Source organism: Mesorhizobium abyssinicae, from assembly GCF_049887195.1.
Lineage (GTDB): Bacteria > Pseudomonadota > Alphaproteobacteria > Rhizobiales > Rhizobiaceae > Mesorhizobium > Mesorhizobium abyssinicae.
The window spans coordinates 62,340-74,873 of sequence record NZ_JARAKC010000015.1; the positions used below are offsets into that span (position 1 = coordinate 62,340).

The 12,534-nt window shown below is 65.3% G+C and carries 7 protein-coding genes; 2 read left to right on the plus strand and 5 right to left on the minus strand.

Annotation, left to right across the window (positions count from 1 at the left end; all coding sequences use genetic code 11):
* The first annotated feature begins 14 nt into the window (after nt 1-14).
* Nucleotides 15-3,845, plus strand: coding sequence for a PAS domain S-box protein (locus PU724_RS25255; RefSeq protein ID WP_354424188.1), 3,831 nt, complete (start codon nt 15-17; stop codon nt 3,843-3,845).
* Nucleotides 3,846-4,131: 286 nt separating this feature from the next.
* Here PU724_RS25255 and PU724_RS25260 read toward each other — a convergent pair whose 3' ends face one another.
* The gene (locus tag PU724_RS25260; protein ID WP_354424190.1) at nt 4,132-6,090 is read right to left on the minus strand and encodes an acetoacetate--CoA ligase; all 1,959 of its coding nucleotides are present in this window, start codon (nt 6,088-6,090) and stop codon (nt 4,132-4,134) included.
* A 263-nt stretch (nt 6,091-6,353) separates the two neighbouring features.
* Between PU724_RS25260 and PU724_RS25265 the strand changes: the two genes are divergently transcribed.
* Nucleotides 6,354-8,228, plus strand: a complete 1,875-nt coding sequence (locus PU724_RS25265) for an AsmA family protein (RefSeq protein ID WP_354424192.1) — start codon at nt 6,354-6,356, stop codon at nt 8,226-8,228.
* 23 nt (nt 8,229-8,251) lie between these two features.
* On the opposite strand, the gene PU724_RS25270 is transcribed toward PU724_RS25265, so the two are convergent.
* The 4 genes from PU724_RS25270 to PU724_RS25285 all read right to left on the minus strand — a co-directional run bounded on the left by PU724_RS25270 (nt 8,252) and on the right by PU724_RS25285 (nt 12,362).
* Nucleotides 8,252-9,070, minus strand: coding sequence for an ABC transporter permease (locus PU724_RS25270; protein WP_127284455.1), 819 nt, complete (start codon nt 9,068-9,070; stop codon nt 8,252-8,254).
* Nucleotides 9,067-10,038: an ABC transporter permease subunit gene (locus PU724_RS25275; RefSeq protein WP_127309771.1), complete on the minus strand. Its 972-nt coding sequence runs from the start codon at nt 10,036-10,038 to the stop codon at nt 9,067-9,069. The genes PU724_RS25270 and PU724_RS25275 overlap by 4 nt, the downstream gene beginning before the upstream one ends.
* Before the next feature lie 8 nt (nt 10,039-10,046).
* Nucleotides 10,047-11,186 (minus strand): ABC transporter ATP-binding protein, encoded by a 1,140-nt coding sequence (locus PU724_RS25280; RefSeq protein WP_127392521.1) that lies wholly within the window; start codon nt 11,184-11,186, stop codon nt 10,047-10,049.
* Between the two features lie 78 nt (nt 11,187-11,264).
* Complete coding sequence (locus tag PU724_RS25285; protein ID WP_127392522.1) at nt 11,265-12,362, minus strand: polyamine ABC transporter substrate-binding protein; 1,098 nt, start codon at nt 12,360-12,362, stop codon at nt 11,265-11,267.
* Nucleotides 12,363-12,534: the final 172 nt, after the last annotated feature.

Here is a 12,534-nt window from a genome sequence, read left to right on the forward strand (position 1 = left end):
GATTCGCCAAGCGCATGCCGCCTGAAAACTACTCCTTCCTCGACGTTGCCGTGCTCGATGCGGTCCGCCAGCGCTTCGCCGCCGGCGACGCGATCGCCATATTGTCGGCCGACCTCGAACAGGTGATCTGGGCCAACGGGCCTGGCGCCGCGGTGTTCGGCCATGACGACATCGAAGGCATCATCGGCGCCTCGGCGCGGCTGCCGCTGATCGCCAGGCGCCAGATCATGGCGACCAGCGGTTTTCCGCAGATCGGCAGCGACCGGGCCATCACGCTCCGGCTGGCGACGGGCTTGAGCAGTCGCGCCGTCGGCTTCCTGGCCAGCGCGGTGACGATGCCGGATGGCGAGAAGGCGATCATGCTGGCGCTGCCCGCGGCGCAGACCGGCTCGCGCGGCGCCGCAGAGATCGCCAGCCGCGCCATTGGCGGCTTCACCGAGGACGGCCATTTCATCGCCTTCATCGACGCCGCCGGCAAGGTGGAGGCCGCGTCCGACGGCTTTGCGGCGCTCGGCATCCTGCCCGAGACGCTCGCAGCACTTGTCGCCGATGTGGCCGATGACAGCGACCGCATCGTCAAGCGCCTGGTTCCGGGCGGCGCCAACTCCTATCCTGCCGGCCTGGCACGGCTGACCGACACGCGCCACCTCCTGGTGGTCATTGACGAAGCGCAGCTCGACGACGAGCTGCCGGGTGAGCCGCAGACCGACGGTCCGGCAGCCGAAGCATTGCCGGTCGAGGTGCCTTCCGTCGCCCCTGAGGCAAGCCAGGGACCTGCGCCCGCGAAGCCGGATGCGACGGCCGCGCCCGAGGCGGCCAAGGAAGCTGCCATCGCTCACGGCGACAAGGCTGCCGACCCGGCCGCACAGCGCCCGAAAGCGGTGCCCGGCGACCGGCCAAAGGCCGGCGAAACGCAGCCGCAGCACGATCATTGGTATTTCAATGCCGGCGGCGACGAGGCACGGCATCGGGAGCCCGCATCCGGCAAGGCCGAGGCTCCAGCCGAAACGCCTAAACAGGATGGCGCCGCTGCCGCGCCAGCGGCGGAGCCGTCCGCCGACCGGACGATCGATCGTTCCGCGCCGCCGCTGCGCTTCGTCTGGCGCACCGACGCCGACGGCAAATTCAGCGCGCTGTCGCCCGAATTCGCCGACATCGTCGGCAAGCCGGCGGCCGACGTCATCGGCCGCCGCTTCAAGGACGTCGCCGCCACCTTTGGCCTCGATGCCACTGGCGAGATCGCCGGCCTGCTCGAACGCCGCGACACCTGGTCCGGCCGCTCGGCGCTATGGCCGGTCGCCGGCACCGATCTCAAGATACCGGTCGATCTGGCGGCGCTGCCGGTCTACGGCCGCAGCCGCGCCTTCGAGGGTTTTCGCGGCTTCGGCGTTGCCCGCGCCGGCGACGCGGTCGTCGATCCGGAAGCCATCGGCATGGCGCTTGTTCCCAATGGCGGGGCGCCGGCGGCGAGCGAGCCGGCCGTCAAGGAACCCGTTGCGGAGGCGCCGAAGCCAGCCGACCCGTTCAAGGGCGAGGTGCCGGCGCTGACCATCGTGCCGAAGCCGGAGCGGCGTTTTGCAGACAAGGTGATCCGGCTGGCCGAGCACCGGCAACCGGCCAACGACAAGGGCCTGTCGACGCTGGAGCGCAGCGCTTTCCGCGAGATCGGCGAGCGGCTGAAGAAGGACAGTTCCGCCCCATCCGAGCCACCGCCTGCCCCCCGGGAAGACAGCCCGGTCGGCGCAAGCTCGGTCGAGACCGCGCAGGCTGAGCAGCCTGTCGCGCATCAGGCTTCAGGTGACGCCGATGCGGCAACGCCGGTCAAGGCAGCCGACGAAACCCGGAGCCAGGCGAACGCCGCGGATGACGAGCCGGTGAGCGCGGAAGCGCCGGCCGAACTGGCGGAACCGCCGGAAGATGACGCCGAGGACGAGAAGGATCTGGCGCGCCTCGACGGCGAGCCGGGCGAAGCCGCCGAAGAGCCTGCCGCCGGCCAGGTCAAGCCGCCCCCCGTCTCAGGCTCGCTGCTCGACTATGCCGGCCGCGAAGACCAGACCGACCAGCTTGCCGGTGGCGCCCCGGCTGTCGAGCCTGAAGCGGCCAGGGCCGCCGAAGCTCCGCCGGTTTCGGCGCCGCAAGATGCCGACGACAGCATGACGGCAGACGACTTCCGCGACGCGCAAGACAGCGAGGAATGGACGCGACCCGACGAGGATGCCACCGCCCGCGTCGATGCCGATGCGAAGACGCCGGCGATCGCGCGGCCGCGCCTCCTTGCTCCGCCGCTCAAGCTCGACGGCTTCGTGCCGTCGGCCTTCTCGACCGGCGAGGAGACCAGGGCGCCGGATACGTCCATCCTCGGCAAGCTGCCGGTGCCGCTCATCATCCACTCCGGCGACGCGCTGCACTATGCCAATGACGAGTTCCTGCACCTGACCGGCTATGACACGCTCGACGAGCTGACCGACGCCGGCGGGCTCGGCGCCCTGTTTGCCGATCCCTATGCGCAGTCCGAGGACGGCACCGCAGACGAAAGCGATCGCGCCCTCAGGCTGAAGACGCGCGACGGGCAGGAATTCCCGATCGATGCCATCCTGCGCGCGGTGCCGTGGCGCGCCGGCAAGGCGCTGATGCTGGTGGTGCGCCGCTCCGGCGAAGAGGACGCAGCACCCGCGCATTTCAGTGCCGCCAATGACGAGCCCACCCAGCAGCCGGACGTTTCGGAGCTGAAGAGCCGCATCGCCGAAATGCGCACCATCATCGACACCGCCACCGACGGCGTGGTGCTGATCGGCCGCGACGGCAACATCCGTTCGATCAGCCGCCCGGCGGAAGCGCTGTTCGGCTTCGACAGCGACGAGGTCGCCGGCAAGCCTTTCGCCTCGCTGTTCGCCATCGAGAGCCAGCGCGCGGCGCGCGATTATCTCAGCGGGCTTTCCGAACCCGGCGTGGCGAGCGTGCTGAATGACGGCCGCGAGGTGATCGGGCGGGAGTCGCAGGGACGCTTCATTCCGCTGTTCATGACCATCGGCCGGCTGCCCAGCGACAGCGGCTTCTGCGCCGTCGTGCGCGACATCACGCAATGGAAGCGGGCCGAAGAGGACCTGACCCAGGCGCGCGCCGTGGCCGAGCGCGCCTCCTCGCAAAAGACGGATTTCCTGGCCCGTATCAGCCACGAGATCCGCACGCCGCTGAATGCCATCATCGGCTTTTCGGAGCTGATGGTGGACGAGAAGTTCGGCCCCGTCGCCAATGACCGCTATCGCGACTATCTGCGCGACATCAACCGCTCGGGCAATCATGTGCTCGACCTGGTCAACGACCTGCTCGACATCTCGAAGATCGAGGCCGGCCAGCAAGAGATGGACTACGAGGCGGTGTCGCTCAACGACACGCTGGCCGAGACGGTAGCGATGATGCAGCCGCAGGCCAACCGCGAGCGCGTCATCATCCGCTCCAGCTTTGCGTCGCGGCTGCCGGAAGTGGTGGCCGACCTCAGGAGCGTGCGCCAGATCGCCCTCAACATCCTGTCGAACGCCATCCGCTACACGCAGGCCGGCGGCCAGGTGATCGTGTCCACCGCCTACGAGACCTCCGGCGACGTCGTCATGCGGGTGCGCGACACCGGCATCGGCATGAGCCAGGCCGAGATCGAGCAGGCGCTGAAACCGTTCAAGCAGATCAATGCGCTGAAGCGCGGACGCGGCGACGGCACCGGCCTTGGGCTGCCGCTGACCAAGGCGATGGTGGAAGCGAACCGCGCCCGGTTCAGCATCACCTCGACACCCGGCGAAGGCACGCTGGTGGAAGTCGCCTTCCCCTCGACCCGGGTGCTGGCCGAATAACGCGCTGCCGGAAAAAGAAAAGGCGTCCACCGGACGCCTTAAGGGCCGGAAAAAGAAAAGGCGTCCACCGGACGCCTTAAGGATGGGATTGCTGTCACAACGGGGGCTTGAGCGAATCTGAACCTCAGGGGACGAGGAACGGGATTTCTCCCTCAAGTTACATGCGACTATCGGCGCCGGCCCTTAACAAATCCTTACCCGCCGGGCGGAAAATTTACGAATGTGTACCACTCATGAAATCTAGGTAAATTCGGCCGACATATTTTGTTTACCATTGCGGGGATGGTTAGCCGGCAAGCTGCGGCAGATTGCGGAACAGTTCCAGCGCCTCCGGATTGGCAAGCGCCTCCTTGTTCTTGATGGCGCGGCCATGCACCACGTCGCGCACCGCAAGCTCGGTGATCTTGCCAGATTTGGTGCGCGGAATGTCGGTGACGGCGACGATCCTGGCCGGCACATGGCGCGGGCTTGCGCCAGTGCGGATCTTGGCGCGGATGCGCTTTTCCAGATCGTCGTCGAGCTTCACGCCGGCGGCCAGCCGCACGAACAGCACGACGCGCACGTCATTGTCGAAATCCTGGCCGATACACAGCGCCTCGAGGATCTCCGGCATCTGCTCGACCTGATTGTAGATCTCGGCCGTGCCGATCCTGACTCCGCCCGGATTGAGCGTCGCGTCGGAGCGGCCATGGATGATCATGCCGCCATGCGCCGTCCATTCGGCGAAATCGCCATGGCACCAGACATTGTCGAAGCGCTCGAAATAGGCGGCCCGGTACTTCTTGTCCTCGGGGTCGTTCCAGAAGCCGATCGGCATTGCCGGAAAGGCTTTGGCGCAGACCAGCTCCCCCTTTTCCTGCCTGACCGGCCTGCCGTCGTCGTTCCAGACATCGACGGCAAGGCCGAGGCCGGCTCCCTGGATCTCGCCGGTCCATACCGGCTCGATCGGCACGCCGAGCACGAAGCAGGAGACGATGTCGGTGCCGCCGGAGATCGAGGCCAGATGCACGTCCTTCTTGATGCCGTCATAGACGAAGCGGAAATCCTCCGGCGACAGCGGCGAGCCGGTCGACGAGATGGTGCGCACCGTCGAAAGATCATGCGTTTTGATCGGCTCGAGACCGGCCTTGCGCACCGAATCGATGAATTTCGCCGAGGTGCCGAAATAGGTCATCTTCTCGGCGTCGGCGAAATCGAACAGCGCATTGCCATCCGGGTAGAAGGGCGAACCGTCGTAGAGCAGCAAGGTCGCGCCCGAGGCGAGGCCGGAGACCAGCCAGTTCCACATCATCCAGCCGCAGGTGGTGAAGTAGAAGAAGCGGTCGCCGTCGAGCAGACCGGCATGAAGCCGCTCTTCCTTGACATGCTGGATCAGCGTGCCGCCGGCCGAATGGACGATGCATTTCGGAATGCCGGTGGTTCCGGAGGAAAACAGGATGTAGAGCGGGTGCGAGAACGGCAGTCCTTCGAACGCCACGGGTTTGACGGCGAAGGAAGACAGGGCCGCCTCCAGGGCATCCGCCTTGTCGATGGTCGCGGCGACGTCGGTCGAGGTGCCGAGGTAATCGACGATCAGCACCTTGCGCACGGTCGCAAGCTTGGCCGCCACCGCCTTGACCTTGTCGGCGACCTCGATCGCCTTGCCATTGTACCAGTAGCCGTCGGGCGCGATGAAGACCACCGGCTCGATCTGGCCGAAACGGTCGAGAACGCCCTGCTCGCCGAAATCGGGGGAGCAGGACGACCACACGGCGCCGATCGAGGCGGCGGCGAGCATGGCGGCGACGGTCTCCGGCATGTTGGGCATCATCGCGGCGATGCGGTCGCCCTTCTTCACCTTCAGCGACAGGAAGAGCTGCTGCAGGCGCGACGTCAGCGCATTGAGTTCGTTCCAGGACAGCCGCCGCTCCACCTTGTCCTCGCCGCGAAAGACGATCGCATCGCCGGAGCCGGTTTTCTTCAGCAGGTTCTCGGCGAAGTTCAGCCTGGCGTCGGGAAAGAAGGCGGCGCCCGGCATCCTGTCGCCGTCGACCAGCACGCGTTCTCCCTTGTCGCCGACGATGCCGCAGAAATCCCAGACAAGGTCCCAGAACACCTCGCGATCGTCGATCGACCAGCGGTGAAGCTCGGCATAGGAGGAAAATGCGGTGCCCGTTTTCGCCGCCGCGGCCTTCATGAAGGCGGTCATGGGCGCCGCGTCGATCCGGTCTTGCGTCGGCGTCCACAAGGGGGTGTCGGCGGCCATGGTCGTTCCTCCCAAGAACGCGTCGTGTTTGCGGCAGTTAAGCCCAGAGTCGCGACCGTCGTTGTCCCAAAACCGGCGCATAATTTCGGCGACGGTCGGTGGCACGCTTATGCATACCGCAGCGCAGCAGAGCAAGATTTTGTTCGGCCAGCACCTCCAGAGTGTGCGCAAATGCCATCGCCGGGCCATAAAGACTTGAAATGCGTCGGCGCTGGGTTACACCCGTCGGGCGATTTGTCGGCAATGGAAGCATATAGGGCGATATGCCATCATCTTTGATCCGGCGCGGAGTATGGGCGGTCGGCGTTGCCGTGCTCGTCATCGCGCTGGTCGTCGCCGCGCTGCCGCTGATTGCCTCGACCCGCATCGTGCGCGACCGCATCGCCTGGGAGATGAGCGCCTGGAGCGGTTTCAGGGTCACCATCGACGGCTCGCCGCGCATCGAGGTGTGGCCGACCTTCCGCGCCATCCTGACCGACGTGACGCTTTCGCAATGGACCGAGACCGACGCGCCGCCGGTGATCGAGGCCGAACGGGTCGAGGTCGATCTTTCCGCCATGGCGGCCTTGCAAGGCGACGTCGTGTTCTCGACGGCCAGGCTGGTGCGGCCGACGATCAGGGTCCAGCGCACCGCCAAGGGCCTCTTCCTGCCCGCCATCCCGACCGGCGGCCGCATCACGCGCTCGATCGACACAGCGCGAGGCCTGGTTACCGCCAACCCGCAGAAACCCGATCTCGGTAAATTGCCCTCCGACCCGTTCGGCACCGTCGAATTCCGCGACGGCCGCGTGGTGGCCTCGATCGGCGGCAAGGAGCAGGAGATCCTCAGCAGCCTGTCCGGCCAGGCGAACTGGGCGGCGATGAACAGCAATGCGACGCTGACGGCGACCGGGATCTGGCGCGGCGAAAGCGTCGCCGTCGACTTCGCATCGGCCAAGCCGCTGGTGTTTTTCGCCGGGGGCGCAGCGCCGATCACACTGTCCTTCAAGGCTGCGCCAGCGAGCTTCTCCTTCGACGGCGTCGCTTCGATGTCGGACAACGCCTATTTCGACGGCCAGGCAAAGTTCGCGGCGCCCTCGCTGCGGCGCGTGCTGGAGTGGTCGCAGGCCGGCATCGCGCCCGGCGCGGCGATCGGCGCGGTCTCGGTCGCGAGCAAGGTGACGGCGGCGGCCGGCCGGGTGAAGTTCGAAAACACCACGGTGGCGCTCGACAACAATCCGGGAATGGGGGCGCTGGACTTCTCCTTCAGCGAAGCGCTCCCGGTCATCTCCGGCACGCTCGCCTTCGACACGCTCGACCTCAGGTCGTTCCTCTCCGCCTTCACCCCGATCACGCCAACCGGTGAAGCCGGCCCCGGCGAGATCGACACCAGTTTCGCCGACAAGATCAATCTCGACCTCCGCCTGTCGGCGGCGCACGCCACCGCCGGACCGGTCCAGCTTGCCGACGTTGCCGCCACGGCGCAGGTCAAGAACGGGCTCGCCGTCTTCGACATTTCCGACGCCTCCGCCTTCGGCGGCAACATCCAGAGCAGCCTGCGCTTCGACCGCAAGCCCGAGGGCACGCAAGTGGAGATCCGGCTTCTGGCTTCCGACGTCGATGGCGGCGCGTTCGCCACCGCGGCGGGAATGACACGATTGGTGCCTGTCGGGACGGCAACCGTTTCGGTCATCCTCAAGGGGCCGGGCAGATCCTGGAATTCCATCTTCGAAAATGCCGACGGATCGGTCTCAGCGACCGTCGGACCGGGCGCCCTCACCAGGCTCAACCTGCCGGCCTTCCTCAAACATACCGAGCAGGGCGGTTTCTTCGCGCTTGACGACGTTGCCGACGGCACGCTGCCGATCGATGGCGCCGAGATCAAGGCCAGCATCTCCAAGGGCGTGGCGCGGCTCGACAAGGCCGAAGCCAATTCGGCGAAATCCAAGATCTGGCTGTCCGGCATCGCCTCCTATGCCGGGCGCGGGCTGGCGCTGTCGGGCGGTGTCACCCCGAGCGGACAGCCGGCGCAGCAGCAGCCTAGCGGCCAGCCGACCAGTCAGCCTGCCCAGGCTCCCAACCAGTCGCTGTTCTTCGTCGGCGGCACCTGGAGCACGCCATTCATCTCGCCGATCAGCCGCGGCGTTTCCGGCGAGTAATTTCGCGCCTGACCCTGATGCCCCTACCCGCGCTGCGCGGCCTGCTCGTCGCGCTGGCGCTGGACCTCGCGGCGCTTGTTGGCGACCGAGGCGATGATGACGCCGACGGCGACGACCGCGATCAGGATGGTGCAGGCGGCGTTGATTTCGGGCGTCACGCCGAGACGGACCTGGCTGTAGATCTTCATCGGCAGCGTGGTGGCGCCCGGCCCTGAGGTGAAGGAGGCAATGACCAGATCGTCGAGCGACAGCGTGAAGGCCAGCATCCAGCCGGAGATGATCGCCGGCAGGATGACCGGCAGTGTGATGTGGAAGAATGTCTTCACCGGCGGCGCGCCGAGATCCATCGCCGCCTCTTCAAGCGACCGGTCGAAGGAAACCAGGCGCGACTGCACGACAACCGCCACGAAGCACATGGTGAAGGTGATGTGGGCGAGCGTCACGGTGAGGAAGCCGCGGTCGAGGCCGACGGCGACGAAGAGCAGGAGCAGCGACAGGCCGGTGATGACTTCCGGCATGACCAGCGGCGCAAAGACCATGCCGGAAAACAGGATGCGCCCCCTGAAGCGCGTGTAGCGCGTCAAGGTGATGGCCGCCAGCGTGCCAAGCACGGTGGCCACGGTGGCCGAGATGACGCCGACGCGCGCCGTCACCCATGTGGCGTCCATCAGGCCCTGATTGTGGAACAACGAGACGTACCATTTGGTCGAGAAGCCGCCCCAGACAGTGACCAGCTTCGATTCGTTGAAGGAAAAGACGATGAGCAGCACGATCGGCAGATAGAGGAAGGCAAAGCCGAGCACGACCGAGGTGATGTTGAAGCGGCTCCAGGTGGCGTTCATCTGCCCTGCTCCTGCGCGCGCGCCTGGGCCTGCTGGAAGAGCATGATCGGCACGATCAGCAGCAGCAGCAGGATGACGGCGACGGCCGACGAAACCGGCCAGTCGCGATTGGCGAAGAACTCGTTCCACAAGGTCTTGCCGATCATCAGTGTCTGCGAACCGCCGAGCAGGTCGGGAATGACGAACTCGCCGACCGCCGGGATGAAGACCAGCAGGCATCCGGCGATGACGCCGGGCAGCGACAGCGGGAAGGTGATCTTCCAGAAGGCGCTGGTCGGCGGGCAGCCGAGATCCTTGGCGGCCTCGATCAGCGAATAGTCCATCTTCTCCAGCGACGAATAGAGCGGCAGCACCATGAACGGCAGGTAGGAATAGACGATGCCGATGAAGATCGCCGTGTAGGTGTTGAGGATGATCAGCGGCTGGCTAATGACGCCGGTGGCGAGCAGCAGCTGATTGAGCAGGCCCTCCGGCTTGAGGATGCCGATCCAGGCGTAGACGCGGATCAGGAACGAGGTCCAGAACGGCAGGATCACCAGCATCAGCAAGGTCGGCCGGATCGTCGCCGGCGCACGCGCCATGCCGTAGGCGATCGGATAGCCGACGATCAGCGTCAGCACCGTCGAGATCGCGGCGATGATCAGGCTGGTCACATAGGCGTTGAAGTAGAGCGCGTCCTCGGTCAGCCAGGTGTAGTTGTCGACGCCGAGCTGCTTCAGTTGGCCGAAGAAGCCGGAAATGCCGCCGCTGAAATCGAGCACCGGCGTGTAGGGCGGCATCGCGATCGCCGTCGTCGATAGCGAGATCTTGAAGACGATGACGAACGGGATGAGGAAGAAGAACAGCAGCCAGAGATAGGGGACGATGATGACCAGGCGGTTGACGAAGGCCGAACCCAGTCTGGCCAGCGGGGATTTGGCGGCATCGGCTGCCGGCGAGGTTGTTTCAGCGGTTGCGGCGCTCGACATGATCGCCTCTACCGTGCCAGCACAACGCCGGCGTCGGGCCGGAAGGAGACCCAGGCGCGATCGTTCCAGGTCAGCGGATCCTCGCTGACGCGCGAGGCGTTCATGGCGCTCGCGCGCACCATCTGTCCGTCGTCGAGCCGGATGTGATAGACGGTCATGTCGCCGAGATAGGCGACGTCATAGACCTCGCCCTCAAGCGCGTTGACCGCATCGGCCGGCTTCTTCGACGAAACCTTGATCTTCTCCGGCCTGATGGCGAAGACGATGTCGGCGCCGGCGGCGGTATTGCCGCCATTCTCGACGACGATCTGGGCTCCGGTCGCCCCGGTGATGCGCGTCGTGTTCGCCGCCCGCTCGGCGACCTTGCCCTCGAACATGTTCACGTTGCCGACGAAATGCGCCACGAAGCGGGAGGTGGGAGCTTCATACACTTCCGCCGGCGTCGCGACCTGCATCACCTCGCCCTTGTCCATGATGGCGATGCGGTCGGCCATGGTCATCGCCTCTTCCTGGTCGTGGGTGACGACGACGAAGGTGAGGCCGAGCTCCTGCTGCAGGTCCATCAGTTCGAATTGCGTTTCCTCGCGCAGCTTCTTGTCCAGCGCGCCAAGCGGCTCGTCCAGCAGCAGAACCTTGGGGCGCTTGGCGACCGAGCGGGCGAGCGCGACACGCTGGCGCTGGCCACCCGACAATTGGTGCGGCTTGCGCTTGGCGAACTGCTCGAGCTTGACCAGCTTCAGCATCTCGGCGACGCGCTTTTCGATGTCGGGCTTGGGCATGCCTTCCTGCTTGAGGCCAAAGGCGATGTTGTTCTCGACCGTCATGTGCGGGAACAGCGCATAGGACTGGAACATCATGTTGACCGGCCGCCGATAGGGCGGGATCCCGCGCAGGTCCTGGCCATCGAGCAGGATGCGCCCGGCGGTCGGCTCCTCGAAACCGGCGAGCATCCTCAAGAGCGTCGACTTTCCGCAGCCGGAGGCGCCGAGCAGCGCAAAGAACTCGCGCTCGAAGATGGTGAGCGACAGGTTGTTGACGGCGATGAAGTCACCGAACTTCTTGGTGACATTGTCAAACTGGATATATGGCTTGGCGTTCGGGTCGTTCCATGGCGCGAAGTCCCTGCGGATGCTGCCAAGCGATTTCATGTTCCCCACTCCGTCCTTTTGTCTTGCCCCCAAAGAGCACGACCCCGGCGGCCTGCCGCCGGGGTCGCGCCGATTTGCCTACTGGCCGGTCACGATCTTGGTCCAGGTGCGCGTGATAACCCGCTGGGTCTTCGGATCGTAGGGCTGGACGGTGTAGAGCTTCTCCAGGGTCGCCGCGTCCGGATAGACCGCCGGGTCGTCCAGAAGCGCCTTGTCGACGAACTGCTGCGAGGCCTTGTTGCCGTTGGCATAGAGCACCGCATTCGACGACTTCGCGATCACCTCCGGCGTCATCATGTAGTTGAGGAACTCATGCGCTTCGGCGACATGCGGCGCGTCGGCGGGGATCGCCATCTGATCGAACCACATCTGGGCGCCTTCCTTCGGCACCGAGTAGCCTATCTCGACGCCCTGCTTGGCCTCGACGGCGCGGTTGCGCGCCTGGAAGACGTCGCCCGACCAGCCCACAGCCAGGCAGATGTCGCCATTGGCGAGCGCATTGATGTACTCCGATGAATGGAACTTGCGGATATAAGGCCGCACCTTCAGCAACGCTTCCTCGGCCTTGGCGATCTCGTCGGGAGAGGTGCTGTTGGGGTCGAGGCCGAGATATTTCAGCGCGGCCGGGATGATGTCGGCCGGCGAATCCAGCACATAAACGCCGCAATCCTTCAGCTTGGCCAGATTGTCCGGATTGAAGAACACGTCCCAGCTGTCGATCTTGTCGGTGCCAAGCGCTGCCTGCACCTTCTTGATGTTGTAGCCGAGGCCCACCGTGCCCCACATGTAGTTGATGGAGTACTCGTTACCGGGGTCGTATTTGGCGGTTCTTTCCGAAACTGTGTCCCACATGTTGGAGAGGTTCGGCAGTTTCGATTTGTCGAGCTTCTGGAAAACGCCGGCCTGGATCTGGCGGGCAAGAAAATTGCCGCTCGGCACGACGACGTCATAGCCGCTGCCGCCAGCCAGCAGTTTGGTTTCCAGGATTTCGTTGGAATCGAAGGTGTCATAGACGACCTTGATGCCGGTCTTCTTGGTGAAGTCTTCGATGATCGTCGGGTCGATATAATCGGACCAGTTGAAGACGTTGACGACGCGGTCCTCGGCGTGACCGGCAGGCGTCAAAAGCGCCAGAAATACAGATGTCGCCGAAAGCCAGAGCGCTTTGCGGATCATGTTGTTCTCCTTTGGTGAGTGTTCCGTCGCCAATCCGTCACGGTGTCCGCGCGGCTGGGCTTTTGCTTCAGATTATTGAGCTTTCCGGGGAGCGACAAGCGCGAACAGCCGGCATAGGGGCGGTGCGATGCGGAGCCGGAAAAAGCTTTGGGCCGTTGCCGTGGCCTGGGGG

Excerpts from the sequence above, each read along its gene's own strand:
- PU724_RS25280 (WP_127392521.1), bottom strand. The coding sequence starts at position 11,186 with ATGAAATCGCTTGGCAGCATCCGCAGGGACTTCGCGCCATGGAACGAC.
- PU724_RS25270 (WP_127284455.1), bottom strand. The coding sequence starts at position 9,070 with ATGAACGCCACCTGGAGCCGCTTCAACATCACCTCGGTCGTGCTCGGC.
- PU724_RS25255 (WP_354424188.1), top strand. The coding sequence starts at position 15 with ATGCCGCCTGAAAACTACTCCTTCCTCGACGTTGCCGTGCTCGATGCG.
- PU724_RS25275 (WP_127309771.1), bottom strand. The coding sequence starts at position 10,038 with ATGTCGAGCGCCGCAACCGCTGAAACAACCTCGCCGGCAGCCGATGCC.
- PU724_RS25285 (WP_127392522.1), bottom strand. The coding sequence starts at position 12,362 with ATGATCCGCAAAGCGCTCTGGCTTTCGGCGACATCTGTATTTCTGGCG.
- PU724_RS25265 (WP_354424192.1), top strand. The coding sequence starts at position 6,354 with ATGCCATCATCTTTGATCCGGCGCGGAGTATGGGCGGTCGGCGTTGCC.
- PU724_RS25260 (WP_354424190.1), bottom strand. The coding sequence starts at position 6,090 with ATGGCCGCCGACACCCCCTTGTGGACGCCGACGCAAGACCGGATCGAC.